General features: G+C 60.3%; 25 protein-coding genes. 2 read left to right on the forward strand and 23 right to left on the reverse strand.

Features of this window, described 5'->3' with window-relative positions; genetic code table 11:
- Nucleotides 1–75: 75 nt before the first annotated feature.
- The 21 genes from RRF64_RS03485 to RRF64_RS03585 all read right to left on the reverse strand — a co-directional run bounded on the left by RRF64_RS03485 (nucleotide 76) and on the right by RRF64_RS03585 (nucleotide 18198).
- A complete protein-coding gene (locus tag RRF64_RS03485; RefSeq protein ID WP_323844437.1) occupies nucleotides 76–1734 on the reverse strand; it encodes an alanine/glycine:cation symporter family protein in 1659 nt (552 codons plus the stop codon).
- Nucleotides 1735–1844: 110 nt separating this feature from the next.
- Nucleotides 1845–2855 (reverse strand): D-cysteine desulfhydrase family protein, encoded by a 1011-nt coding sequence (locus tag RRF64_RS03490; protein WP_323845587.1) that lies wholly within the window; start codon nucleotides 2853–2855, stop codon nucleotides 1845–1847.
- Nucleotides 2856–3002: 147 nt separating this feature from the next.
- Nucleotides 3003–3335, reverse strand: coding sequence for a preprotein translocase subunit YajC (gene yajC / locus RRF64_RS03495; RefSeq protein WP_323844438.1), 333 nt, complete (start codon nucleotides 3333–3335; stop codon nucleotides 3003–3005).
- A gap of 116 nt (nucleotides 3336–3451) precedes the next feature.
- Complete coding sequence (locus RRF64_RS03500) at nucleotides 3452–3898, reverse strand: helix-turn-helix domain-containing protein (RefSeq protein WP_073270827.1); 447 nt, start codon at nucleotides 3896–3898, stop codon at nucleotides 3452–3454.
- Between the two features lie 442 nt (nucleotides 3899–4340).
- Complete coding sequence (gene bcp, locus RRF64_RS03505) at nucleotides 4341–4817, reverse strand: thioredoxin-dependent thiol peroxidase (RefSeq protein WP_323844439.1); 477 nt, start codon at nucleotides 4815–4817, stop codon at nucleotides 4341–4343.
- Nucleotides 4818–4901: 84 nt separating this feature from the next.
- A complete protein-coding gene (locus RRF64_RS03510) occupies nucleotides 4902–5423 on the reverse strand; it encodes a DUF2244 domain-containing protein (protein ID WP_323844440.1) in 522 nt (173 codons plus the stop codon).
- 231 nt (nucleotides 5424–5654) lie between these two features.
- Nucleotides 5655–6635: a malate dehydrogenase gene (locus RRF64_RS03515; protein ID WP_323844441.1), complete on the reverse strand. Its 981-nt coding sequence runs from the start codon at nucleotides 6633–6635 to the stop codon at nucleotides 5655–5657.
- 135 nt (nucleotides 6636–6770) lie between these two features.
- The gene (locus RRF64_RS03520) at nucleotides 6771–7394 is read right to left on the reverse strand and encodes a dUTP diphosphatase (protein ID WP_323845588.1); all 624 of its coding nucleotides are present in this window, start codon (nucleotides 7392–7394) and stop codon (nucleotides 6771–6773) included.
- Nucleotides 7395–7449: 55 nt separating this feature from the next.
- On the reverse strand, nucleotides 7450–8226 hold the full coding sequence (locus tag RRF64_RS03525; protein WP_323844442.1) for a TatD family hydrolase: 777 nt from the start codon (nucleotides 8224–8226) through the stop codon (nucleotides 7450–7452).
- A gap of 24 nt (nucleotides 8227–8250) precedes the next feature.
- Complete coding sequence (locus RRF64_RS03530) at nucleotides 8251–8604, reverse strand: PilZ domain-containing protein (RefSeq protein WP_323844443.1); 354 nt, start codon at nucleotides 8602–8604, stop codon at nucleotides 8251–8253.
- Between the two features lie 419 nt (nucleotides 8605–9023).
- On the reverse strand, nucleotides 9024–10025 hold the full coding sequence (locus tag RRF64_RS03535; protein WP_323844444.1) for a DNA polymerase III subunit delta': 1002 nt from the start codon (nucleotides 10023–10025) through the stop codon (nucleotides 9024–9026).
- Nucleotides 10026–10153: 128 nt separating this feature from the next.
- Nucleotides 10154–10777 carry a dTMP kinase gene (tmk, locus tag RRF64_RS03540; protein ID WP_323844445.1) on the reverse strand — a complete coding sequence of 208 codons (624 nt, stop codon included), beginning with the start codon at nucleotides 10775–10777 and terminating at the stop codon, nucleotides 10154–10156.
- A gap of 2 nt (nucleotides 10778–10779) precedes the next feature.
- Entirely contained in the window at nucleotides 10780–11841 is a 1062-nt protein-coding gene (gene mltG / locus RRF64_RS03545) for an endolytic transglycosylase MltG (RefSeq protein WP_323844446.1), read from the reverse strand.
- Nucleotides 11838–12608, reverse strand: a complete 771-nt coding sequence (locus tag RRF64_RS03550; RefSeq protein ID WP_323844447.1) for an aminotransferase class IV — start codon at nucleotides 12606–12608, stop codon at nucleotides 11838–11840. The genes mltG and RRF64_RS03550 overlap by 4 nt, the downstream gene beginning before the upstream one ends.
- Before the next feature lie 60 nt (nucleotides 12609–12668).
- A complete protein-coding gene (gene fabF, locus RRF64_RS03555) occupies nucleotides 12669–13910 on the reverse strand; it encodes a beta-ketoacyl-ACP synthase II (RefSeq protein WP_323844448.1) in 1242 nt (413 codons plus the stop codon).
- A 194-nt stretch (nucleotides 13911–14104) separates the two neighbouring features.
- Nucleotides 14105–14341: an acyl carrier protein gene (acpP, locus tag RRF64_RS03560; RefSeq protein ID WP_067080870.1), complete on the reverse strand. Its 237-nt coding sequence runs from the start codon at nucleotides 14339–14341 to the stop codon at nucleotides 14105–14107.
- Nucleotides 14342–14579: 238 nt separating this feature from the next.
- Nucleotides 14580–15335, reverse strand: coding sequence for a 3-oxoacyl-ACP reductase FabG (gene fabG / locus RRF64_RS03565; RefSeq protein WP_323844449.1), 756 nt, complete (start codon nucleotides 15333–15335; stop codon nucleotides 14580–14582).
- A 48-nt stretch (nucleotides 15336–15383) separates the two neighbouring features.
- On the reverse strand, nucleotides 15384–16328 hold the full coding sequence (gene fabD / locus RRF64_RS03570; protein WP_323844450.1) for an ACP S-malonyltransferase: 945 nt from the start codon (nucleotides 16326–16328) through the stop codon (nucleotides 15384–15386).
- A 44-nt stretch (nucleotides 16329–16372) separates the two neighbouring features.
- Complete coding sequence (gene plsX, locus RRF64_RS03575) at nucleotides 16373–17386, reverse strand: phosphate acyltransferase PlsX (protein WP_323844451.1); 1014 nt, start codon at nucleotides 17384–17386, stop codon at nucleotides 16373–16375.
- 3 nt (nucleotides 17387–17389) lie between these two features.
- Nucleotides 17390–17581, reverse strand: coding sequence for a 50S ribosomal protein L32 (rpmF, locus tag RRF64_RS03580; protein ID WP_069947959.1), 192 nt, complete (start codon nucleotides 17579–17581; stop codon nucleotides 17390–17392).
- Between the two features lie 74 nt (nucleotides 17582–17655).
- Nucleotides 17656–18198, reverse strand: a complete 543-nt coding sequence (locus RRF64_RS03585; protein ID WP_323844452.1) for a YceD family protein — start codon at nucleotides 18196–18198, stop codon at nucleotides 17656–17658.
- A 106-nt stretch (nucleotides 18199–18304) separates the two neighbouring features.
- On the opposite strand from RRF64_RS03585, the gene RRF64_RS03590 reads away from it, so the two are divergent.
- Complete coding sequence (locus tag RRF64_RS03590) at nucleotides 18305–18937, forward strand: Maf family protein (RefSeq protein ID WP_323844453.1); 633 nt, start codon at nucleotides 18305–18307, stop codon at nucleotides 18935–18937.
- Here RRF64_RS03590 and RRF64_RS03595 read toward each other — a convergent pair.
- Together RRF64_RS03595 and rluC are read right to left on the reverse strand one after the other, a co-directional pair.
- Nucleotides 18895–19539 (reverse strand): HAD-IA family hydrolase, encoded by a 645-nt coding sequence (locus RRF64_RS03595; RefSeq protein ID WP_323844454.1) that lies wholly within the window; start codon nucleotides 19537–19539, stop codon nucleotides 18895–18897. The two genes, RRF64_RS03590 and RRF64_RS03595, sit on opposite strands and share 43 nt — an antisense overlap.
- A 16-nt stretch (nucleotides 19540–19555) precedes the next feature.
- Complete coding sequence (rluC, locus tag RRF64_RS03600) at nucleotides 19556–20551, reverse strand: 23S rRNA pseudouridine(955/2504/2580) synthase RluC (protein WP_323844455.1); 996 nt, start codon at nucleotides 20549–20551, stop codon at nucleotides 19556–19558.
- Between the two features lie 826 nt (nucleotides 20552–21377).
- Here rluC and rne point away from each other — a divergent pair.
- Nucleotides 21378–24275: a ribonuclease E gene (gene rne, locus RRF64_RS03605; protein WP_323844456.1), complete on the forward strand. Its 2898-nt coding sequence runs from the start codon at nucleotides 21378–21380 to the stop codon at nucleotides 24273–24275.
- Nucleotides 24276–24335 lie beyond the last annotated feature (60 nt).

Here is a 24335-nt window from a genome sequence, read left to right on the forward strand (position 1 = left end):
ACAAACAAGGGGACGACCAACCGGCCGCCCCCCTCTCTCAATTGCGTTTGCGCGCGGCAATCACCGCGGGCGCTGCTACTTGTGGCGCGGATCCCGCCAATACTCTTTCACCGTGTCTTTCATCTCTTTCGCCAACACGCTGATACCGAACAGGTTGGGCAGCGTCATGATCACGATAGCGACTGCGGACAGGTTCCAGATAATCGTGGTGTCCTCGATTGCCGCCCAGAAGAAGGCCACCACGTAGACCAGTCGATACGGCATCACCGCGCGGGGGCCAAACAGATAGATCATCGAGCGGTCGCCGTAGTAAGACCAGGCAATTGCCGTCGAGAAGGCGAACAGCAGAATGCCCAGAGTCACGATCAGGCTGCCGTAATCGCCAAAGAATCCGCGCTGGAAGGCTTTGTTGGTCAGCGCCACCGAATGCACCAGTGAATTGCCCCAGATATCGACGTTCGGGTTGGCAAACCTGCCGTCCACCACGGTCAGCACTCCGCTGAAGTTGTCATCACCCACACGGAACTCGAGATCTTCGGCAACGGAACGCGCGTGGATCAGAGTAAACTCCTTGCCGTTCAGCGCGCGGCCGTCGGCGACGACGACAGATCCGCTATAGGGCTGGACATCGCTCTCGTGACCACTGAGGAAGTTGAACAGCTTCTGCACGTCTTCCGGCTTCTGATCGGTGTAACTGCCGGCCGCGACGACCATATCGGCGCGCTCGAACCTGTTCATGTGCTTCTCGGTCCAGACACCCGAAGACAGGATAACCAGGCCGGTCAGCGTACAGATAATGATGGTATCGATAAACGGCTCAAGCAGAGACACCATTCCCTCGGAAACCGGCTCATCGGCACGTGCCGCGGCGTGCGCGATCGGCGCCGAGCCCTGCCCTGCTTCGTTGGAAAAGAGGCCGCGGTTTACGCCGCGGTTAAAGGCATAGGCGAAGGTCGCGCCGAGGAAGCCACCGGCCGCGGCACTGCCACTAAAGGCATCCTGGAATACGGTGACGAAGGACGGAATAATGTTCTGGTAGTTATAAAGGATGACCCCCAGCGCACCGATGATATACAGCACCGCCATCACGGGCACGATGGTTGAAGTCACCTTGGCGATACGGGTGATGCCACCAATAATCACCATACCCAGAAGAATCGCCAGCACACCGCCGGTGATTGCCTTATTGAGGCCGAAGGTGTCGTGCATGGCCTGGGCGATGTTATTCACCTGCGGCAGGCTGCCGGTACCGAACGAGCTGATCACAGTGGCGATGGCAAACATCACTGCCAGCCATTTCATGTTCAGGCGGCGCTCCATGTAGAACATCGGGCCGCCCGCGTAGTAGCCATCGGCGGCCTTGATGCGGTATTTGTGCGACAGCGTCACTTCGACGAACTTGGTTGTCATACCGAGGAAGGCGGTCATCCACATCCAGAAGAGCGCGGCCGGCCCACCGAGGAAGATAGCCAGTCCGACGCCGCCGATATTGCCGGTACCGACGGTACCGGACAGCGCGGTGGCGAGTGCCTGGAAGTGGGAGGTATCACCGGGATCACCTGGCTTGTCGTACTTACCCTGTACGATCTTGATCGCGTGCCCGAAATAGCGCACCTGCGGGAATCCCAGGTATATGGTGAAAAAGAAACCGACGCCGAGCAGCACCCATGGAAACCAGGGCGCTGAACCGAGCATGCCGTCAAGTGACAACAGCAGTTGATTAAAGGATTCCAATCTAACCCCCACTACTCTGACTTATTTTTGATTGCTTTCTGTACAGTTGTATCTGTAATTTGTTGCGCAGATTAGCAGCTTCCGCAACACTAGAACAGTAACGGGGCTTTTTACAGCAGGAACGGAAAGTTTTCCCGGTGTGGAAACAAGCCGAACTGCCCGCCGGTGTGGACAAACACCAGGTTTTCGCAGTCGCGGTACGTCCCCTTGTAGAGTTCCTGTAACAAGCCGTAAAAAGCCTTGCCGGTATAGACGGGATCCAGCAACAGCCCCTCGAGACTGGCGGCTTCCGCAATCGAGCGGTAAACCGGCTCTTCGGCGATCGCATAACCGGGCCCAATGTAGTCAGCGTTGACCCGTATCTTGAGCGCATTTTCATCGACCGAGTGGCCCGTCAATTCACGCCAGTGCCGGATGTCCTCGCGCACTTTGCGCTGGAAATACTCGGCGTTGTCGCAGACCGCAAATCCTGTTACCTCGGCGCTCGCCCCCATTAGGTGACAGCCGAGTGTCAGACCGGCCTGGGTACCGCCGCTGCCGGTAGCACAAATGATGTGCTCGGGCTCGAAGCCAAGGTTCAGGCAATCCGCCAACAACTCCTCGGACGCGGCGATGTAGCCCCAGATGCCCAGTCCATCACTGGCACCAGTAGGAATAAGGAACGCCGTGTGGCCGCGCTCGGCATAGCAATGCAGCCAGTGCGCGAAGAGTTTGTCGAGGTCCTGGAAATACTCGCGAGGCGGGTAGAAAGCGGTCGATGCCCCGGCCAGCTGATCGACCAGCAGGTTGCCGTCGGGAATGCCTTCAAATTCACCGCGCAGTATCAGTTGCACGCGCATCCCCAGCCTTGCCCCGACCAGCGCGGTAGTTCGGCAGTGATTGGACTGAACCCCGCCACAGGTTATCAATGTGTCGCATCCCTGCGCTCGCGCCTCACCCGTTACAAATTCCAGCTTGCGCAATTTGTTGCCGGACATTGCCGTTTCCGTCAGATCGTCCCGTTTTACCCAGATCCGCGGCCCGCCGTGGGGGGTGGAGAATTTCTCCGTAATACGGTCCAGTGGTTGTAAAGGGGTAGGTAAGCGGGCCAGGTCCACTCGCGGGGGATATGAGAGAGGCATCTTCGCAGTCAAACTTTACCCCTCCTGGTCAGGTTCCCGGCAATGGGCTGCGATCTCGCGATCACAAGCTGGAAGGCCGATGAAATAGTGCGCCATAAAAAACCCGGCAACTGCCGGGTTTCTTTTGTCGAAAGCGCTTCAGACACATCAGATCTTTTTGATGGTGCCCTTAGGTAGTATTGCGTGAACGGCGACTTTCTGGAACTTGAGCGACATATTGTCGGCCACTTCCAGCACGATATAGTCATCATCGACCTTGTCCACGCGGCCCAGCATGCCGCTGGTCATAACGACCTCATCGCCTTTTTTCAACGCACTGACCAGTTCCTGGTGTTCCTTCTGGCGCTTGCGTTGCGGGCGAATGATAAAAAACCACATAAATGCAAACAGGCCCGCGAACATCAACAGGGTTACCATCGGATTACCCTGCGGCGCCGGAGCTGTCTGTTGTGCCACAGCAGCGGGAATAAAAAAGCTCATGCAAAACCTCTACTAAGAGTCAGCCAATAAAATTTTCGCCAACTCTAGCGGGTTTACCCTGCCGAGGCAACGCATCGGAGCGCCCCCTTCTGGAGGCGACCCGATTCTCTACCCGGTCAGAAGCGTTGACGCACCTGCCGACGGTAGCCGGTCGGCGACATGCCGGTCCAGCGTTTGAAGGCACTCGTAAAGCTGGTCCTGTCAGAGAAGTCCAGGATCCGCGAAATGCCGTCCACACTGAGCGCCGTGTCTTTCAGGAAATGCACCGCATGGCGGAAGCGCACATGATCGCGCAGCGAAGCGAAACTGAGATTGTGTTCCTGCAAGCGACGCTGCAATGTACGGGTTGACATGCTGAGGTCTGAAGCGACCGGGCGAATAGCCAGGGAAGCCTTACCGATACGTTGCTCCAGCACATCGATGACCCGCGCGGCAATCCCAAAGCTGGTAGCTTCCGGCGGTGCCAGCAGCTGATCGAGAATATTCGGATCACCGGATATCCTGGCCTGCTGTAGCGGTTTGTCTTCTGAGAGCGAAGTCTGGTCGGGCTGAATATGATTCATCGAGCTGCTCCTTTTGAGTTCCGTGAGCCGCAGTTATTTTTCTTTGTCCGCTTCCTGCGAATCCCTATTGCCTCAACCTGCCCCTAACACTGTTTACAAAGAGCGGGCTACTACCCGGGTGCGGGATGCACCTGAAACAGACATCGAATCCTTCACAGAGCTGTACAATTTTTAAACTTTCTGCCCCGGCTAAATCCCAGCGGGATACAACTCTCTCACCGGCGCACCTTTCCTTCACACCAGCCAGTATAGACCAAGAAATCCGAATGCAAGGGGCGACAGCAAATTTTTTTAAATCCAGCGCAAAAGGCAAATCAGCGCCACAATGGCACGAAAGTACCATTTGGGACGTTATTATGCCGATTCGGGCGAACCGTAGATGGGAAATGATGCCAGGAGTGACTTTGGTGTCACCCCATGCCAATAAAAGCGCTTGTGCACGTCAGGCGAGATTGTCGCCTATCCACTGAAGTACGTCCTCGTGGTGGGTCTTGGTCTTCACCTTGTCGATAATGTGTCGCAAGCGACCACTCTTGTCGACAATGAAGGTGGTGCGCAGCAGGCCCATATATTCTTTGCCCATAAACTTCTTGAGCCCCCAGCAGCCGTACTTGTCAGCGATCCCGTGGTCCTCATCCGCGAGCAGATCGAAATTGAGTTGGTGTTTTTCAATAAACTTCTGGAGTTTGGCTTCGGGGTCGGGGCTGACCCCCAGGACTACCGTGTCCAACTTTTCAAAGTCCCCGGCACTATCGCGAATACCGCAGGCCTGAGTGGTGCAGCCCGGTGTCAGCGCCTTCGGATAGAAGTAGAGCACGACATTGCGCTTATCGCGAAAATCCTTCAGGGATACTTTGTCGCCATTCTGATTGGTCAGAGTAAAGGCCGGCGCCAGGTTGCCGATCTTGGGAAAAGCCATGTGTAGCCCCTGTTAGCTGCTGCTGATTGTCAGCGGGGCATTATAGCCAAAGTGATTGGTTGCGGTCGCTCCTAATAGCCCGCATCAAAACTCTTGCAGCCGGAACTCCTTCTCCCTCCGCGCGCAGATACCACACTGGCCGAGCTTCCGCACCAGGTCCGCCCTTTCGGCATCGGTCAGGAAGTCCCCTATTTCCAGGCATCCTTCCGGCCCGCTGAAGCTGACTGAGGCCGGTTCCGTTGCACTACCTCCCATCCGCACCAGTACCGCGAGGCTCTCCCGGGCAAACTCCCGGTGATAGACACTCTGCTGCCTGTGACCCTTGCAACAGTCGAGCACCACCCGTTCATTACTGATTCGAATCACTTCGCGTCGCGTGCCCTCCAGATAGACGTAGCCAAACAGTACGGCGAGCAACAGCAGCTCCAGGCCGGCGAAGGGCAATATCATCCAGGCACCCGCCAGGGCGAAGGCGAGGCTGATACCCAGGGATACCGCCACCAGCGACACGAATACCCAGAGGTTGCCGGAAAGTGACAGGGACTGGTTGGGCTGCAGGAGAATGCACGCACAACGAGAAGAATTGCGGCCGACTTCGGTGACCATAGCACGCGGCTCCGGGTGGCATTCGATTTCAGTGTAGTGCGGTTCCGAGGCAGGGACACATAGTGAAACTTCAGACCTTCAGGACGGAATCTGAATGTCAGCTCAAGCGCGGGACGTATCGACTGCGGCGTTTCGTAATAAGCAGTCTCGCGGAAACGACATAACCGCGATATAGAGACCATAAAAAAACCCGCATCGAGATGCGGGTTTTTTAACGGCTAGGCGCAGGAATTACGGCAGCAGATGTGCCACTGCGTCGCGCTCTTCCGCCAGTTCCTGCTCGGTGGCAGTCATTTTCTCGCGGGAGAACTCATTGATATCGACACCCTGGACAATTTCCCAGTCGCCATTCTTGCAGGTGCAGGGGAAGGAGTAGATCAGGCCTTCCTGAATGCCGTAGGAACCATCGCTGTAAACGGCCATGCTGGTCCAGTCGCCGTCTTTGGTGCCGAGAGCCCAGTCGCGCATATGGTCGATGGCCGCATTGGCGGCAGAGGCCGCAGAAGAAGCGCCGCGCGCCTTGATAATGGCCGCGCCGCGCTGCTGTACAGTCGGTATGAAGTCGTTCTCGTACCAGTCCTGCTCAACCTTATCCATAGCGGCAGCACCGGCAACTTTGGCATGGTACAGGTCGGGGTACTGGGTAGACGAGTGGTTGCCCCAGATAGTCATATGCGCGATGTCGTTCACGCTTGAGCCTGTCTTGCCGGCCAGCTGCGACAGCGCGCGGTTGTGATCCAGACGCGTCATGGCAGTGAAATTGCGCGGATCCAGATCCGGCGCATTGCGCTGGGCGATCAGCGCGTTGGTGTTGGCGGGGTTGCCGACAACCAGGATCTTCACATTGCGGGAGGCGACGTCGTTCAGCGCCTTGCCCTGGGCCGAGAAGATGGCGGCGTTGGCTTCCAGCAGGTCCTTGCGCTCCATACCCGGACCGCGCGGACGTGCACCGACCAGCAGTGCGTAGTCGGCGTCCTTGAAAGCGACAGTGGCGTCATCACTCTGCACGATACCTGCCAGCAGCGGGAAGGCGCAGTCTTCGAGCTCCATGGCCACGCCTTTCAGTGCTTCCAGGGCCGGGGTGATTTCCAGCAGCTGCAGGATGACCGGTTGATCTTTGCCCAGCATTTCGCCGGAGGCGATGCGGAACAGCAGCGAATAGCTGATCTGACCGGCAGCGCCGGTAACAGCAACACGAACAGGTGCTTTCACGATAGTTCTCCCTCGTTTGTAAGCGGCCCGCATTATAGAGCCTTGCGAGCAAATTTCATCTCGCCATGCGAGATCCAGGACCTAGGTCGTAGGCTGGACTCTGCGCATTTAATGAACAACTTAACCTGAGTCCCATTACGCAATCGCGGTTTCCCGGTAGCGTTCCCGCAGAGCCAGGTAGACCTGCTGGCTGTAGTCTGCGGCGTAAGTGTCCAGCGTGTTGGCTATCTCAGCCAGGTGTTCATTGTCCTCGCGGCCCGCCCAGCTCTTCACGTAAGTGCCGTCTTTATAACCGTTGTCCTGACGAAAACGGTTGAGGACGTTCTTGCCCACATAGCGTTGGTAAAGCTCGTCAAAGGACATATCGGCATCCGCGAGCAACTGCGCGAAACCCACCAGGTCGAACTGCTTGCTGGCCAGGGTATTCAGGGTGAAGGCCTCCAGGTCGGTACGGAAGTCCCCAACACTGCGCTGCCCTGCCCCGAGCTCTTCGAGCATATGCGCCGCTACCTGCTCGGGGCTGCCCTGCTGCAGTTCCAGGCTGAGTCCGAAGTGCCAGATATCTACCAGCTCGAGCTTGACCTGATCCATATCCGGCTCCTGCTTCTTCCACCACTTCCAGCCGAAGTGGTCCAGCAGTTCAGCACTCTCGACCCAAATGGCACGGTACCAGGCGAAGTTTTGCGCGCGCCAGTTGTCGTTAACCAGCGTATTGATCTCGTCTTGCAGTACCAGCATGGCCTGCAATTGCTGTTTCATCATTGGGGAGGGATTCCTGTAATTGAGAGGGATTCCTGTCATTCGGTATCCGGGCTCAGGCGGCCCGGGGGAATAGACGGTAAAAGTTCTCGGTAGTGATCTCGGCCAACTGCTCGAAAGGCATGCCGCGCAACTCGGCAATAAATTCCGCAACTTCGCGGACATAGGCTGGAATGTTCGGCTTGCCTCGATAAGGTATCGGCGCCAGGTAGGGGGAATCGGTTTCCACCAGCAGGCGCTCCAGGGGCAGTTTGCGCGCGACATCGCGCAACTCTTCGGCATTCTTGAAGGTCACAATACCGGAGAGGGAAATGTAGTAATTGAGGTCGAGCGCCGCCCTGGCCATATCCCAGCTCTCGGTAAAGCAGTGCAGCACCCCGGCATGATCGGAGTCGCCGTGTTCGCGGATTAGCGCGAGGGTATCTTCGCGCGCATCGCGGGTGTGCACGATCACGGGAAGCCGCGCCCGCCCTGCCGCCTGCAGGTGGGCGATAAAGCTCTGCTGCTGGATTTCCCTGGTTTCGGTGCTGTAGTAATAATCGAGACCAGTTTCGCCGAGGGCGACGACGTTGGGCCTCTGTGCCATCGCGAGCAATTCGTCCACGCCGGCAAGCCCTGAATCCACATCCAGCGGATGTACGCCCACGGAACAGACCACGTCGTCATATTTCCCGGCCAGTTCCACTACCCGATCGACGTTTTCCAGGCTGATGCCCACACACAGGAACTTGCCCACACCGCGACTGCGGGCGAGATCCAGTACGTCATCGAGTCCGCCGTCGAACTTGTCCAGTTTGAGTCTGTCGAGATGGCAGTGGCTATCTACAAGCATGGGATAGGGGCAAGTCTGAATGCATTACAGCGTGTGGGTGGGACGGCTGGATTCGAGCGAGCCCGCCAGGTAGGTCTCAATCTTGTTTTGCGCAATGTTGTCCTTGTCACCGAACTGCACGCCGATACCCGGCGTGCGGTTGCCCTGTGCACCGCTCGGCGTGATCCAGACGACCTTGCCCGCTACCGGAACCTTTTCCGGTTCGTCCATCAGGCTCAGCAGCAGAAACACCTCGTCACCGAGGTTGTAGGACTTGTCAGTGCTGATGAACAGGCCGCCGTTCTTAACGAAAGGCATATAAGCCGCATAGAGTACGGATTTGTCCTGAATTTTCAGTGAAAGGATGCCGTTACGGGCACCGCCCCCCATGGCTTTCATTGCCGCACCTCGTTGTTCTTGGTTATCGGTAACTTATCTGAGCGTACCGGTTCTGTCCAGAATTCCTGGGCTCGGGACTCGGGACTCGGGAAAAGAATTCCTAAGTTCGAAGCGCAGGATCTGATGCCGGGGGGAAGTATGCGGGACATTTCACGGCCATGGATGGCCGAGGATAGCGTACAGGGACGTATTTAAGGGGGGCGCCTAGCCCGTGTCCCGCATACTTCCACCGGCAGTAGGGCCGCCTCTGCGCTTGATCATGGCACCAGTTGGGCTTCGCGGAGCTCCGGCTCGAATCCGACTTATCGCAAGCAGCCGTCCCTGGAGCACCGCCCGGCCCGGCCAGTCCGGCCGCTCCAAGTATTCACGGCGCCTTCGGCCCATGGCCGGTCGCAAAACTGTACAGCGAGCGGTGCTCACTAAACGTACAGTTTTGCCCAATGAATCATCAAATCCTCGATCAGCAGCCGCTTGTTGGGATTGGCCCCACTACTCAGCGCCTGGCGCGCCTGCAGGAGCTTGTCATAGAAGCTGAACAGCGGGCGGAGACTCGCCTCGCCGGTACCCGGCAGGCGCTGCAACAGCCCCATGATCTGTGCGTCCGTAGTCAGATCGCAGCTGCGTACACGCAGCATCTGCGCCAGCCACTGCTGCCAAAACTGCAGTAACTGGCTCAGCTCGACGCCCTCCGGGGGATTCTCCCAGCGCCCGGCCAGGGGCACCGCGCTCGCACTGCCCTGCGCCAGGGTGGCGAGATCGCCCAGGAATTGCTCGCGGGCCTCGCGCGATGCCGGCTCCGCCAGCGTCAGCGCAAGCAGCGGTGCGCCCCCGGAAAGCACCAGCGCGCGCCGCGCTGCCTGCCCATCCAGCCCCCCCTTTTGCAGCCAGCGCAGTGCCGCCTCCTCGCCCGGCGCCGGAAAGGCAATGGCCTGGCAGCGGCTGCGTATGGTCGGCAACAGGCCCGACGGCGAATCGGTAACCAGCAGGAAAATCACTGAGGCCGCCGGCTCCTCCAGATTCTTCAGCAGCGCGTTCGCTGCATTGACGTTCATCGCCTCTGCCGGCGCCAGCCACACGACCCTCGCGCCTTCGCGACCGCTGGTGCGACCGACGAAAGCGCCCAGCTGGCGGATCTGCTCGACTTTGAGTGGCCCGCCGGGCTTCTCCGGTTCGACCCGCAGAAAATCGGGGTGAGAACCGGCCTGCCACAGGCGGCAGCCCCGGCACTGGCCACAGGCGAGACCATCCCGCGGATGCTCACACAGCACCAGCGCCGCAAACGCCTCCGCGAAGCGCCGCTTGCCGAGGCCTGCCTGGCCACTCAGTAACAGCGCGTGCGGACAGCGACCGGCGCGCCACTGGGCGCCGAGGCGCTGCCACTGGTCCGCTTGCCAGGGCAGCGGTGAGGGAATAGTTGGCATTTCGTCGGTTTCGGACACTTGATATCGGTCTTACAGTGTTTGTGTATGAGCGGCCCATGGCCGCGATCGGCGGTGGGTGGTTTCCCGAGCTCGATCGCGGCCATGGGCGGATGGCCGCCCCGCCGCTCCTACAGGATGAGTTTTTCCAGCTCTGATTGCAGCTGTTGCTGCACCTCTTCCAGCGGACGACTCGCATCGATGACCGCGTAGCGGGACGGGTCGGCTGCGGCTCTCTCGCGATAAGCGGCCCGCACGCGCTGGAAGAATGCCAGCTGCTCGCTCTCAAAACGATCGGCCGCGCCGGTGCGGGCGGCGCGCTGCAGGCCGACGTCCGGATCCAGATCCAGCAGCAGGATCCTATCCGGGCGGAGATCCCCCTGCACCGTTTGCTCCAGCAGCGCGATCAGCGACCTGTCCAGCTGGCGGCCGCCGCCCTGGTAGGCATAGGTGGCGTCGGTGAAGCGGTCACAGATCACCCAGTCCCCGCGTTCGAGCGCGGGCATAATCACCTGCGCCAGGTGCTGCGCGCGCGCGGCAAAGACCATCAGCAATTCAGCCGTCGGGTCCACGACCTCCTCGCGCTTCGAAAGAAGCAGTTCCCGCAGCTGTTCCGCCAGCGGTGTTCCGCCCGGCTCGCGGGTCTGAACAAATGCAACCCCCTGTTTGCGCAGCCAGTCGGTGACAAACTGCAGGTTGGTGGACTTGCCCACCCCCTCGACACCCTCGAGGGTGATAAATTTTCCGCGCGGCAAAATCAATTTCCTTCTGTCGGACTGGAGCGGTAGTCAGCGCGGCGCTTGAGCTGATATTCGCGCACGGCCCTGTTGTGCTCCGCCAGCGTCGCCGAGAAGTGATGGGAACCATCACCCTTGCCGACGAAATAGAGACTGTTGCCGGGCTTCGGATTCAACGCCGCGCGAATCGCCTCCCGCCCCGGCAGTGCAATAGGCGTGGGCGGCAGGCCGCTGATGACATAGGTGTTGTACGGCGTCGCCTGGCGCAGGTGCGCCCGGGTCAGGTTGCCATCGAACTCGGTGCCCAGTCCATAGATAACGGTTGGGTCTGTTTGCAGGCGCATGCCCTTGTTGAGACGGCGCACGAAGACGCCCGCGATTTCACTGCGTTCAGAAGGCTGGCCCGTCTCCTTTTCAATCAGCGAGGCCATAATCAGTGCTTCGTAGGGGGAGTCATACGGCAGGTTGTCATCGCGTGCCCGCCACTCCTCTTCCAGCACCCCCTGCATGCGCTGGTAGGCCTGGCGCAGCAACTCGATGTCGGTTGTGCCCGAGCGGTAGATGTAGGTGTCGGGAAAAATCCATCCCTCGGCAGTCGCGCCGTCTAAACCCAGCGCGCTGCTGGCGCTCTCCACGCTGCTACCCGCCTCCGACTTGATGATGTTTCGCCCCGCCCGTATCTGATCCAGCGCCTGGCGAAAGGTCCAGCCCTCCACCAGAGTGAGGCGGTAGCGGGTCACGTCGCCGCGATTGAGGCGGGCCACCAGGTCCATGGCATTACTGCCATAGGGCAACAGATATTCACCGGCGTGGATACGCGTTTCGCCCTGCCAGTAGGCGTAGGCCAGCACCAGGCGCGGCCACCTGATCACTCCCTCACGCCCCAGGTCCCGAAGCGCCCGCGACAGGTTGCTGCCGCTTGCCACTTCGAAGCGCATTCCGTCTTCGCCCACGGCGAGCGGCTGCACCAGGGCTGTCTTGGCGGCCCAGAGTCCAATGAATGCCGACAGCAGCACCAGAACGAGCGCACCAACGACATAGCGCCAGATATTCTTACGGGGCTTAACTTGCTTCTTCTTCACCACAATTCTTCCGCTATCAGCTGCTGCAGCTTCCGCGTCTCAGGCCCGATGGGCCAGTTGCGATAGCCAATCAACTCTGTCACCGGCATCACGCCGCGTACACTGTTGCACAGCGCCACTTCATCCGCCTGGCAGAGAGACTCGAGATCCAGGTTCATTTCAGACAACTCGATGTGACGCGCTATCCAGTCCCGCATCACACCGCGCACGCCGCATCGACTCAGGTCCGGGGTAACCCAGGTGCCACTGATCCGGGCCAGCAGGTTACAGCGCAGGCTCTCGATAACCCAGCCGCGACTGTCCCGCAACAGCCCGTCAGTCGGCTCTCCGGCCGGCAACTCGCTCCTGGCGCGATTATATCGCGTGCGCCGCAGCGTTTTGCAGCCCAGGTTGGCAGAATCGGGAGATTCGAGTCGCGTGGCGCATGGAAAGAGGCGGGCGCCCTGTGTCAGCTCCGGGGTCGGCTCCAGCGGCAGGAGGCTCAAATCCCACCGCTCCTCGGCGTCAACCAACCCCCAGCGCAGGCGCAGCTTTGCGGATGCAGATGGGCAGTTCGCTGCGATCTTCCGCACGGCCCTGTCCACTTCGGCCAGCAGCGCTACGCTCAGATGCCCGCCGCGTTGCAGGCGGGCCCGATGCAGCGCCCAGAGTGGCACGGAGCCATGCTGGCAACGCATTGTCTCGAGCAGCCCAAGGTCGTAGACATGGTCTTGCGGCAGCGAGGCCACGGCCAGGCCGCGGCAGAAGAATTGCGGGAGCTCTGTCATACCTCCCCCAAAAACAGAAACGCCCGCCTCAGCTCTGGGCTTAGTGGCGGGCGCAGTGGATCAGACGCGCTTGAAGATCAGCGAGCCGTTGGTGCCACCGAAGCCAAAGGAGTTTGACAGCACAGCCTCAATGGCCAGCTGTTGGGCCTCCTGCGGCACCAGATTGATGCCGTTGCAGGCCTCATCCGGATTGTCCAGGTTGATGGTCGGCGGCGCCACCTGGTCGCGCAGAGACAGGACCGAGAAGATCGCCTCTACGGCGCCGGCAGCGCCGAGCAGATGGCCGGTCATGGATTTGGTGGAGCTGACGGCCAGCTTGTCGGCGGCACTGCCAAAGACAGAGTGCACCGCCGTGATTTCCGCCTTGTCGCCCAGGGGGGTCGAGGTACCGTGGGCATTGATGTACTGAATCCCGTCCGGGCCAAGACCGGCATCGCTCAGCGCATTCCGCATCGACAGGGCCGCACCGGCACCGTCCTCCGGCGGGGAGGTCATGTGGTAGGCATCGCCACTCATGCCGAATCCGGTCAACTCCGCATAAATAGTGGCGCCGCGCGCTTTGGCCCGCTCGTACTCTTCGAGTACCAGCACCCCGGCACCCTCACCCAGCACGAAACCGTCGCGATCCCTGTCCCAGGGACGACTGGCGCTCTGGGGGTCGTCATTGCGCGTAGACAGCGCGCGGGCCGCACAGAAACCGCCCAGACCAACGGGTGTAGTGACCATCTCCGCACCGCCGCAAACCATGACATCGGCGTCGCCGTACTGAATACAGCGCATACCCAGGCCAATCGCATGGGTGCCGGTGGTGCAGGCAGTCGTAGTGGAGAGGTTCGGGCCTTTCATGCCGTACTTGATCGACAGGTTGCCGGCGACCATATTGATGATGGCGCCCGGCACAAAGAAGGGGGACACCCGGCGCGGGCCCTTTTCCGCGATCAGCATGGCATTGTTTTCAATTGCCTGAATGCCGCCCATTCCGGAGCCGATACAGGCACCGATGCGCTGGGCATCCTCCTCGTTCACCTCGAGACCGCTGTCTTCCACCGCCTGGATAGCCGCAGCCATGCCATACTGCAGAAACACGTCCATTTTGCGCGCTTCTTTTTCCGGCATATAGGGAGTGGGATCGAAATTCTTAACCGTCGCCGCAAAGCGGGTGGAAAATGCCGAAACATCAAACGTCTCGATCGGCGCTGCACCGCTGGTGCCAGCGAGGATGGCAGACCAGGTCTCGCCCAGGGTATTGCCCAGCGGGCTCACCATACCCATTCCGGTTACGACAACTCTTCTACGCGACACTCGTGTTCCCCCGAAATACTCTCCTGCCTGCTGACGATACCGCCTCGATTAAGCCGGACAAAGTCAATGTCAGCAGTCACAATTCTTTAGTGCCAATAAAAGGAGAGCCGTACTACTCAACATAGAACGGCTCTCGCAATATATTCGGCGCCGGATAGCAAACGGCTATCCGGAGCTAAACTACCCAGCGGGGATTAACCAAGGTTTTCCTTGATGTAATCGATAGCAAGCTGAACAGTAGTAATTTTCTCGGCTTCTTCGTCGGGAATTTCAGTTTCGAATTCCTCTTCCAGAGCCATTACCAACTCAACTGTGTCGAGGGAGTCAGCGCCCAGATCTTCAACAAAAGAGGCTTCAGGCTTAACGTCTTCTTCCTTCACGCCCAGTTGTTCAGCAACGATCTTTTTAACGCGCTCTTCAATGCTGCTCATGATTCAATTTAACTCCTAGTGGATAAAAATCTGTTGTAGTCGTTATTGTTCCCTGATTATTGGGATTGGGCCGCACTGAGTTGCGGAGATAACGACCGGCTCACACAGCTTCTGGTTAATGCGAGGCGGCATTGTACCCCAACTTTTTCGGGATGTAATGCGCAGCCTGTCATTGCCGTTAGCTTGAATACAAAAGCCTTTTAAATCAATACGTTATATGGCTTTTTGAGAAAAAATCTCACGCCATATACATGCCGCCGTTTACATGGATAGTCTCACCGGTGACATATCCACCGGCGTCGCTGGCCAAAAATGCAACAACGGAAGCGATCTCTTCGGGTGCGCCGAGACGACCCAGCGGAATCTTGCTCATCAGCGCTTCCCGCTGCGCTTCGGGCAATACCTTGGTCATATCGGTATCGATAAAACCGGGAGCAACTGTATTGACCGTAATACCGCGGGAGCCGACCTCGGCTGCCAGCGAACGCGCAAAACCGGCAACGCCCGCCTTGGTGGCAGCGTAGTTGCTCTGCCCGGCATTGCCCATACTGCCCACGACTGAACTGATATTGATGATGCGCCCCCAGCGAGCCTTGGTCATGTCGCGAAGGCAGGCTTTGGTCACGCGATACACTGCGGAGAGATTCGTGTCGATCACCGAATCCCACTCCTCGTCCTTCATGCGCATCAGCAGGTTGTCCTTGGTGATGCCGGCGTTGTTCACCAATATGGTGGGCGCGCCGAATTCGCTCTTGGCAGAATCCAGCAGCTCGACCAGGCTTTCTGGGCTGGTCACGTCCAGCACCTTGCCGGCACCGGCGATGCCTTTTTCAGCAAAACGCGCGCTGATCTTCTCGGCGCCGGCGGCGCTGGTGGCCGTTCCGATTACGGTGGCACCCAGACTGCCGAGCGTATCGGCAATGGCGGCGCCAATACCGCGGCTGGCGCCAGTGACCAGTGCCACCTTGTCGTTGAGGGAAATTGTTAGTGTCATTGTTACTCCACGTAATTTCGGCAAAAGACGCTTTTGCCAAAGGCGTGCTCAGCCGGCAGTAGCCAGTAAAGCCTCATTGAATTGAGTGGGTGTGTCGATATTGTGACAGGCGAGATCTCGATCGATGCGCTTGGCCAGGCCGGCGAGCACCTTGCCCGGACCGCATTCCACCAGTTCTGCTGTTCCGCCGGCGACCATCGCCTGAACGCAGGCGGTCCAGCGAACCGGACTGTAGATCTGCTCCACCATCAGCGCCTTGATCGCGTGAGGTTCTGCCTCCGGCTTGGCGTGCACATTGTGAATCACTGGAATTTCCGGCGCGTGAAAAACCGTGGCTTCGATTTGCGGGGCCAGCTTGTCCGCCGCCGGACGCATCAATTCGGTGTGAAACGGGGCGCTGACCGGCAGCGGCATGGCGCGCTTTGCGCCCGCGGCCTTACAGGCCTCAATTGCCCTTGCGACTGCGGCACTGCTGCCCGCGATCACCACCTGGCCCGGCGAGTTGTAGTTCACCGCCGCGACCACTTGCCCCTGGGCGGCTTCCGCACAGGCGGATTCCACCGCGGTATCGTCCAATCCGATAACGGCGGCCATGGCGCCCTCACCGGCCGGCACGGCCTCCTGCATCAGGCGACCGCGCTCGCGCACCAGGCGCACGGCATCCTTAAACGACAGAGTGCCGGCGCATACCAGCGCGGACCACTCGCCCAGACTGTGACCCGCCATGCGCGCGGGACGCGCACCGCCGCGGGCGCACCAGGCGCGGTACAGCGCTACACTGGCAGTCAGCAACAGCGGCTGGGTGCGCTCGGTCAGATTGATATCGGCCTGCTCGCCGGTCTGGCACAGGTCCCAGAGGTCGTAGCCGAGGACGTCGGACGCCTCGGAGAAAGTGGCGTGGATCTCGGGAAATTCAGCCGCAGCTTCCGCCAGCATACCTATCTGCTGGGAGCCCTGGCCGGGAAAGACGAATGCGAGCCTTGCATTGGTCATGGCACATCCTTAAACCTGGTTTGCACTGTTCGATCGCGGGGTACTCAGGGCTGAGCCATGGCGCGACCGACTCTCGCTGCCAGATCGGCTTCGGCACACTCTTTGGCGGTGACCAGGGCCCGGTAAAATGCCTCACTGCTGGCACCGCCATGGCTTTTGATCACGTTGCCTTTCACCCCTAAAAAGCTGGCGCCATTATAGCGGGCGGGTTCTACCTGTGTGCGCCATTTTCGCAACAGCTTTATGGCTAATTGGCCAAAAAAACGTTTGAAATACCCCTTTTTCTCGATGGTGAACGCTTTTTGACCCATTAGTCGAATGACGCCCTCGGCGGACTTCATCGCGACATTTCCCATCAGGCCGTCGCAGACCACGACATCCACCACACCGGTAAAAATATCGTGCCCCTCGACGAATCCAGCGTAGTTGATCTTCGGATCCGCATTGAGCAGCTCGGCCGCGCGACGAATCTCTTCGGTGCCCTTGTGCGCCTCCGCACCGATATTGAGCAGCGCGACTTTCAGGTCTCGCCTGCCGGTGTGAACCCGCTGAGCCTCGATCCCCATGCGGGCAAACTGCAGCAGGTCTTCGGCACTACAGTCGATGTTAGCACCGAGATCCAGCAGGAAGCAGGATCCCTGCTCCGTTGGCACGGATTTGCCCAGCGCGGGTTTTCGCACACCTTCTATATTGCCGAGAATGCTGCGGCTCAGCGCCAGGAGGGCGCCGGTGTTGCCCGAGGTGACCATGGCCTGCACCTCGCCACTGGCCACAGCCTGCAATGCCAGCGCCATAGAGGATTCGCGCTTGTGGCGCACTGCCTGAAGCGGGTTACAGCTTTGGGTGATGACCTGTTCGCAGGGCGCAATTTGCAGCCGGCTGCAAAACTGTGGCTGGCGCGCCTCATCGATCAGCGCTTGGAGTTGGGTGCTGGGGCCGAATAATTTCAGCTCAGCTTCGGGGAATTTTTTGAGGAATCTGATGCAGGCCGGAACGACAGAGCGGGGACCTAAGTCCCCGCCCATCGCATCCACGGCCAATCGCAATTGGCTGGACAAAGTTTACTCTTCTTCAGAGCCGCCGACTTCGATCACCTTGCGACCGCGGTAGAAACCGTCTTTGGTCACGTGGTGACGACGGTGCTTTTCACCGGTAGTCGGGTCAACGGACAGGGTCGCACCGGCGCCCAGGGCATCGTGAGAGCGACGCATACCGCGACGGGAACGAGTCTTTTTGTTTTGCTGAACAGCCATGTCTTGCTCCTAAAATAAACAGATTTCACTGGAACCGGGGCGCCTACCGGCGAGCCCAAACTCACCCAACAGCCTTACGGTTTGTTCGATGAACCCTTCAACTGTTCCAGCACTTTAAAGGGGTTTTCCCGTTGCTCATCCGCCTTGTCGGCATCCGCCCCGAACTGGAAGCGGTCGCGGGCGACACACTCCTGCTCGTGGTAGGCCACCATCGGCAGATTGAGCAAAATCTCATCTTCCAGTATCTGGTACAGGTTCAGTTCATCGCCGTCCTGCACGACTGGATCCAAGTCCTTCGGCAGAGCCTTGCCCTGCTCTTCGGACCACACGATACCCCAGCGAAACTCCGCCTCCACCTGTTCGGGCATCGGCTGCAGGCAGCGCTGACACTGCAGCTGCACGCTGCACTGCAACTTGCCGCTCACCGTGAGGTGTCTCTGCAGATCCCGCCCGAACTGGAGATCGGCGCGGACATCTCCGTCAATCGACTCCACTGCAGCACTGAGTCGCCCCAGCGAGCCGTGCGGCAGAATGCCGACCAGATGCTGCTCGCGCTGCACCAACTTCCGCGCATCGACGATCTTTGGAAGTGCTGCTGTAGAGGGGGGTATCGACATAAGCGCGCAATTCTATGGACAAGCCCTACCCTTGTCAAAACAATTCAACCACCGCAGTATCGGGCTCTGCGGCCGGTTTCCATCACGTTCACTGGACTCTTTCGATATGGCTCGCCCCTTGATTCTAGCCTCCAGCTCACCTTACCGAAGTGCACTGCTTAAACAGCTGCGAATACCTTTCGAGTGCGCACCAGCCCATATAAATGAAGAGGCAATGCCGGGCGAGCAACCGATTGCGCTGGCGCGGAGACTCTCGCAGGAAAAGGCACAGGCACTGTCGCCCCGCTATCCGGACGCACTGATCATAGGTTCAGACCAGGTCGCGGAGTGCGGGGGGCGCGCGCTGGGCAAGCCGGGCACCCCGGAGAGGGCCGCAGCACAGCTGCGCGCCAGCAGCGGCCGCGCCGTGCACTTTCACTCCGGCATCTGCTTGCTGGACGCCGCCAGTGGCAAACAGCGGACGGCGGTGGAGACATTCACCGTGCACTTCCGCAAGCTCAGCGACCGGCAGATCCGGCGCTACCTGGAACTGGAAACCCCGTACGACTGTGCGGGTTCGTTCAAAGCGGAAGGCCTGGGCATAGTATTATTCGAAAAAATGGAAGGGTCAGACCTGAATTCCCTGATTGGCCTCCCATTAATTCGATTGGTCGATCTGCTGCTGGAATTTGGCATCGACCCGCTGGCGATCGCCGATCACGGGATCAGCGGGGGCCAGGCGAGCAGCTCGGAGAAGTGATCGATGATCGCGCGCGGCCTGAAGTGCGACAAACGCTCCGGAGAGTGCACGCCATAGCTGACGCCGATAGACGCCATGCCCGCCGACGCGGCCATCTCCAGGTCGTACACGGTATCGCCAACCATCACGGCATACTCGACCGCGCAGCCGGTCTCGTCCAGCAGTTCACGCAACATCCGCGGGTCCGGTTTCGATGCCGTCTCATCGGCACAGCGGCTGGCGATAAACAGCCCCTCCAGGCCGTGCTCGACAAATTCGCGATTGAGCCCCCTGCGACTCTTGCCGGTAGCCACTGCCAACTGGTGGCCGCCGCCCAGCAGCTGATCCAGGGTCTCCAGCACGCCGTCAAACAGCGGCAGCGGCTCACTGCGCGCAGCCAGCCACTCTTCCGAGTACAGTTCGCGCAGCTTATGGCGCTGATCACTGGCAGCCTCGGGGAACAGCGACTGAATCGCCTCCGGCAGACCGAGGCCGATGATATTGCCGATCGCCTCCGGCGCCAGCACCGGCAGCCCCACCCTGTCGGCGGCGCGCTGCATACAGGAAACGATGCGCGCCTCGGAATTGCACACGGTGCCATCCCAGTCGAGGATTACCAACATAGCTGTCCAACCACTTCTATTGCTTGCGCAGCGCCACCAGCACCGCTTCCAGCTCCGCCGACAGCGGGGCCTCTACTGCCACCGGCTCGCCGTCGGGCAATGTGCAGCGCACCCTGGCCGAATGCAGGAACAGGCGCCTGAGCCCCAGATCGCGAAACTCCCGATTGACCTCGTCAGCGGTGTACTTGGTGTCACCGGCAAGCGGGCAACCGACAAACTGGGCGTGCACGCGGATCTGGTGTGTGCGCCCGGTGACCGGCTCCGCGGAGACCAGCGTTGCCCCCTTGAAGCGCTCCAACACCTGGAAACGGGTTTCCGATGCCTTGCCGTCCGGATCGACGGACACCATGCGCTCACCGCTTTTCAGCGTATTCTTGCGCAGCGGCGCCTCCACCACGCGGCGACCGCGCGGCCACTTGCCTGACGCCAAAGCCAGATAGGACTTCCCGACCCGGCCGCCGCGGAGTTCAGCCTGCACATGCTGCAGCACCGAGCGCTTACGCGCCACCAGGATTGCCCCGCTGGTATCCCGATCGAGACGGTGAACCAGCTCTATGAACGGGCTCTGCGGGTACATCTGCCGCAAGACCTCAATCAGCCCCAGGCGCACACCACTGCCGCCGTGCACTGCGAGACCCGGCGGCTTATTGATCACCAGCAGACCCTTCGCATCGTAAAGTATGGATTCTTCCACCAGCTGGCGCAGCTGGTCGCCCGCGAGGGGCGCCGGCGCCTGTTCGGCAGCGCGGATCGGCGGCACGCGCACCACGTCGCCAGCACACAGCTTGTACTCCGCCTTTACCCTTCCTTTATTTACCCTGACCTCTCCCTTGCGCAGAATGCGATAAATGCGCGACCGGGGAACCCCCTTGAGTCGCGCCTGCAGGAAGTTGTCGATTCGCTGGCCCGCGAGCTCGCCGGGCACGGTCAGCAACTGCACGCCGCCAGAGGGGTTCCAGGTATCGGAAGGTGTGGCCGCAGAGGCCGTATCGGAGGGGGGTGTACTTCGCATGGGGCGCATCATACCGCCGCCGCGACGCCAATTGAAGCACCTCGCCGGCCGTGCTATATTCGGCCGGCCTGAATTGGGCTGGTTTTCGGCCAGGGGCGTCGCCTTCAGTTGAAGTGACAGCCATGGTTCCAGAGAAAATACCGCCAATCGGCCGGTGCGCGCCTCTCCAGATGAAAGATGGGCCGCGTCATTGACAAAACTTCGCCGGCAAGGCGTGCCCCAACCTACAGATTCCCGGGGCGCCTCGCCGGCTACAACTCCCGCCACTGTGCGGGTAATTATCGCGAAGGTAAGACGGGCCGCAGCCCGCAGCGCTTGAAAGGACGACTCATACATTTGCGTCCCGCTCTGTAGAAACCGCCAGCGACCGCACTGGCAACCCGGGCAGCACAGATTTCCGCGAACCCGGCGATAAAACAGATAGAACCAAGGGGGATCGGCCAAAAGCCGACCGACAGAGCCGAACGAAGGACGTAAACCTCGCCACCCGCATTAGTCATTACTGATGGGTGGCGCCCAGTCAGAACGCGCCCGACTAACCAAAGGCGCGAGACCGAATCTGGGTAGCACTCTATAAAAGGTGCCAAAGGTAAAGGTACGAAAGGTACCAACGAATGCCTCGCCATTTGCACGCATTCGGAGTTACAGCAGTGTGACGAGTGGGTAAAACCCCGCTTTGCCCAGTCCGAATAGCAGTGGCTATCGGCTGGAACAGCGCTATCCCACGTCCCTGCCCGCCCCGCGGCCGCGTCCGCGCGGCTGCCAATCCACAAGCCTGTGAACTGCGGTGTCCCACCTTTGCGCAACGCAAGGATACAAGACACGCATGAAGAGAATGCTCATCAACGCGACTCAGCCTGAAGAGTTGCGTGTAGCCCTGGTCGATGGCCAGTGGTTATATGACCTGGATATCGAGAATCGAACCCGCCAACAGAAAAAAGCCAACATCTACAAAGGCAAGATCACCCGCGTAGAACCCTCCCTGGAAGCCGCATTCGTCGACTACGGTGAAGAGCGCCACGGTTTTCTGCCGCTGAAAGAAATTTCCCGCGATTACTTCATCAAACAGCCGAAGGACATCGAAGGCCGCATCAAGATCAAGGATGTGGTCAAAGAGGGCATGGAAGTCATCGTGCAGGTGGACAAGGAGGAGCGCGGCAACAAGGGCGCCGCCCTGACCACCTTTATCAGCCTGGCCGGCCGTTACCTGGTGCTGATGCCGAACAACCCGCGCGCCGGCGGCATCTCGCGCCGCATCGAGGGCGATGAACGCTCCGACCTGCGCGATGCGCTGGCCGACGTAGAAGTGCCGTCCGGCATGGGCATTATCGTGCGCACCGCCGGCGTCGGCCGCAGTGGCGAAGAGCTCCAGTGGGATCTGACCTACCTGCTGCAGCTGTGGGACGCGATCAAGACAGAAGCCGATGGCTCCAAGGCGCCGCACTTCCTGTTCCAGGAGAGCAACGTCATTATCCGCGCCATTCGCGACTATATGCGCGACGATATCGGCGAGGTCATCGTCGACGACAAGGGCGCCTACCAGCTGGCCGCCGAATTTGCCCGTCAGGTGATGCCGCACTACGCCAACAAGGTGAAGTACTACGAAGATGCGATTCCGCTCTTCAACCGCTACCAGATTGAAAGCCAGATCGAGACCGCCTTCGAGCGCGAAGTAAAGCTGCCCTCCGGCGGCTCTATCGTGATCGACGTCACCGAGGCGCTGGTATCCATCGATATCAACTCCTCGCGTGCCACCAAAGGCGGCGACATCGAGGAGACGGCGCGCAATATCAACCTGGAAGCTGCGGACGAGATCGCCCGCCAGCTGCGCCTGCGCGATATGGGCGGCCTGGTGGTGATCGACTTTATCGACATGCAGAACAAGGGCAACCAGCGCGAAGTGGAAAAGCGCATGGAAAAGGCTCTAGGCATGGACCGCGCCCGCGTACAGGTAGGCCGCATCTCCCGCTTTGGCCTGCTGGAAATGTCGCGCCAGCGCCTGCGCCCGTCCCTCGGTGAAACCACTTTCCGCGTCTGCCCGCGCTGTAGCGGCCAGGGCACCATTCGCGGCACCAAATCGCTGGCGCTGTCCATTTTGCGCCTGGTGGAGGAAGAGGCGAAGAAAGAGCGCAGTGCAGAGATCCGCGCAATCACCCCGGTGAATGTCGCGACTTACCTGCTGAACGAAAAGCGCAAGACCATTTCCAATATCGAAGCGCGCAACAACACCCGCGTGGTGGTGGTGCCGAACGCCGATATGGAAACGCCGCACTTCGAAGTGCAGCGCCTGCGCGACGATGAAGCCGGAACCGTGGAAACCTCTTACAAGATTTCCGGCACCATGGTGGAGGACACCGGCGCCAAATTGGAAGAGGAGCCCATGCGTCCGCCCGCGCAGCCCGCGGTGCAGCAAATAACGCATGCGGCCCCGGCGCCGACGCCGACGCCGACGCCGACGCCGGAGAAGCAGCCCGAACCGGGACTGATCAGCCGACTGATCAGCGCTATCGCCGCACTCTTTGGCGGTGAGGGCGAGAAGACCAAGAAGCACAAGAAAGGCAAGGGCCGCGGCAAGGATTACCAGCAGCAGCGCGCCCAGCGCAGCGGCCGCGGCGGTCGCGGCGCACGCACCACGACCCGCCGGCGGGAGGATCGTCGCGAAGAGGGCAAGCAGGAAGCCAAGCGCGAGGAGCGCCGCGAAGAACGCCGCGAGGAGCGCCGCGAAGAAAAGCGTCCCGCCAAGCGTGAAGAGGTCCGCGAGGCCGCCGCGGAGCGCCCCACTGGCGAAGGTCAACGCCGCAGACGCCGTCGCCGTGGTGGCGAGGGGCGACGCCGCCGCGACGAAAGCCAGACCCCGGCAGTTGAAACCGAAGTAACTGCAGAGAGCGCCGAGTTCGCCGAAGAGACCGCAGAAGAGCAGCGCCCGTCGCGTCGCCCAAGTAATGTCCGCGGTCGTCCCCAGGCCCGTCGTCGCGGTCGACGCGGGGACAATGCCGCGGCCGCGGCAGTGGCCCAGGGTCAGGAGGAGCTCGATCGCGAGGTCAGGGAAGCCATCGACGAGGCCGAGGGCGAAGCCAAGAAGTCGGAAGAAAAGGCCGCAGAGACCCGCGAACCGGAAGTGACCACGGCGGCGGCAGAGGAAAAACCCGCTGCCGCGGCGGAGCGTCCAGCGCCGGCAGCGAAAGCACCGCAAGCCGAGCCAGAGCTTGCCGCTGAACAGCCGCGCGCAGCGGTCGCCGCTGAGCAACCACAGGAAGCCGAAGCCCCAGCGGAAGCGCCGGCTGTTGCAGAGCGAGAGCAGCCACCCGCGGCAGAGGAAGTGACCTCAATCGCACCGGTCGAAGCGGAAGTCATTGCAGAAGCGGCACCTGCAGAAGCGGAAGCGGCCGTTACCGAAGAGGCAATCGAAAAGCCCGCCGAAGAGGTGGCTGTTGCCACTGAAGTGACGACCGCAGAACCCGCAGAAAAGCTGAAGCCGGCAGTGGCCCCCCTCGGTGGCCGCGCCAGTAATGATCCGCGGGTAAACCCGCAACCTTTGCAGGAACTGGCGGTCGTTACTGAGCACCGCGATCTCGGGTTGTTGCAACCGCTGGACACTGCGCAGCCGGCAGCAATCGAGCACAACCCGCGCCCCCTGCCCCGCCCGGCCAACGACCCCCGCGTCGCACGGCAGGCACCGCAGGCCAACGACACGCTCGGTGATGACTCTGCGGAGGCCAGCTGAGTTTAAGGCAAACAGCTAGTTGGTGATTTAGCAGCCGGAGTCAGGCTCGTTTTGGATTGA

The organism is Microbulbifer magnicolonia (assembly GCF_035117725.1).
GTDB lineage: Bacteria > Pseudomonadota > Gammaproteobacteria > Pseudomonadales > Cellvibrionaceae > Microbulbifer > Microbulbifer magnicolonia.

Coding starts and splice junctions, on each gene's coding strand:
- RRF64_RS03490 (WP_323845587.1), bottom strand. CDS start 2,855: ATGCCTCTCTCATATCCCCCGCGAGTGGACCTGGCCCGCTTACCTACC.
- yajC (WP_323844438.1), bottom strand. CDS start 3,335: ATGAGCTTTTTTATTCCCGCTGCTGTGGCACAACAGACAGCTCCGGCG.
- RRF64_RS03500 (WP_073270827.1), bottom strand. CDS start 3,898: ATGAATCATATTCAGCCCGACCAGACTTCGCTCTCAGAAGACAAACCG.
- bcp (WP_323844439.1), bottom strand. CDS start 4,817: ATGGCTTTTCCCAAGATCGGCAACCTGGCGCCGGCCTTTACTCTGACC.
- RRF64_RS03510 (WP_323844440.1), bottom strand. CDS start 5,423: ATGGTCACCGAAGTCGGCCGCAATTCTTCTCGTTGTGCGTGCATTCTC.
- RRF64_RS03520 (WP_323845588.1), bottom strand. CDS start 7,394: ATGAAACAGCAATTGCAGGCCATGCTGGTACTGCAAGACGAGATCAAT.
- RRF64_RS03525 (WP_323844442.1), bottom strand. CDS start 8,226: ATGCTTGTAGATAGCCACTGCCATCTCGACAGACTCAAACTGGACAAG.
- RRF64_RS03530 (WP_323844443.1), bottom strand. CDS start 8,604: ATGAAAGCCATGGGGGGCGGTGCCCGTAACGGCATCCTTTCACTGAAA.
- RRF64_RS03535 (WP_323844444.1), bottom strand. CDS start 10,025: ATGCCAACTATTCCCTCACCGCTGCCCTGGCAAGCGGACCAGTGGCAG.
- RRF64_RS03550 (WP_323844447.1), bottom strand. CDS start 12,608: ATGACAGAGCTCCCGCAATTCTTCTGCCGCGGCCTGGCCGTGGCCTCG.
- acpP (WP_067080870.1), bottom strand. CDS start 14,341: ATGAGCAGCATTGAAGAGCGCGTTAAAAAGATCGTTGCTGAACAACTG.
- fabG (WP_323844449.1), bottom strand. CDS start 15,335: ATGACACTAACAATTTCCCTCAACGACAAGGTGGCACTGGTCACTGGC.
- fabD (WP_323844450.1), bottom strand. CDS start 16,328: ATGACCAATGCAAGGCTCGCATTCGTCTTTCCCGGCCAGGGCTCCCAG.
- rpmF (WP_069947959.1), bottom strand. CDS start 17,581: ATGGCTGTTCAGCAAAACAAAAAGACTCGTTCCCGTCGCGGTATGCGT.
- RRF64_RS03585 (WP_323844452.1), bottom strand. CDS start 18,198: ATGTCGATACCCCCCTCTACAGCAGCACTTCCAAAGATCGTCGATGCG.
- RRF64_RS03590 (WP_323844453.1), top strand. CDS start 18,305: ATGGCTCGCCCCTTGATTCTAGCCTCCAGCTCACCTTACCGAAGTGCA.
- RRF64_RS03595 (WP_323844454.1), bottom strand. CDS start 19,539: ATGTTGGTAATCCTCGACTGGGATGGCACCGTGTGCAATTCCGAGGCG.
- rluC (WP_323844455.1), bottom strand. CDS start 20,551: ATGCGAAGTACACCCCCCTCCGATACGGCCTCTGCGGCCACACCTTCC.
- rne (WP_323844456.1), top strand. CDS start 21,378: ATGAAGAGAATGCTCATCAACGCGACTCAGCCTGAAGAGTTGCGTGTA.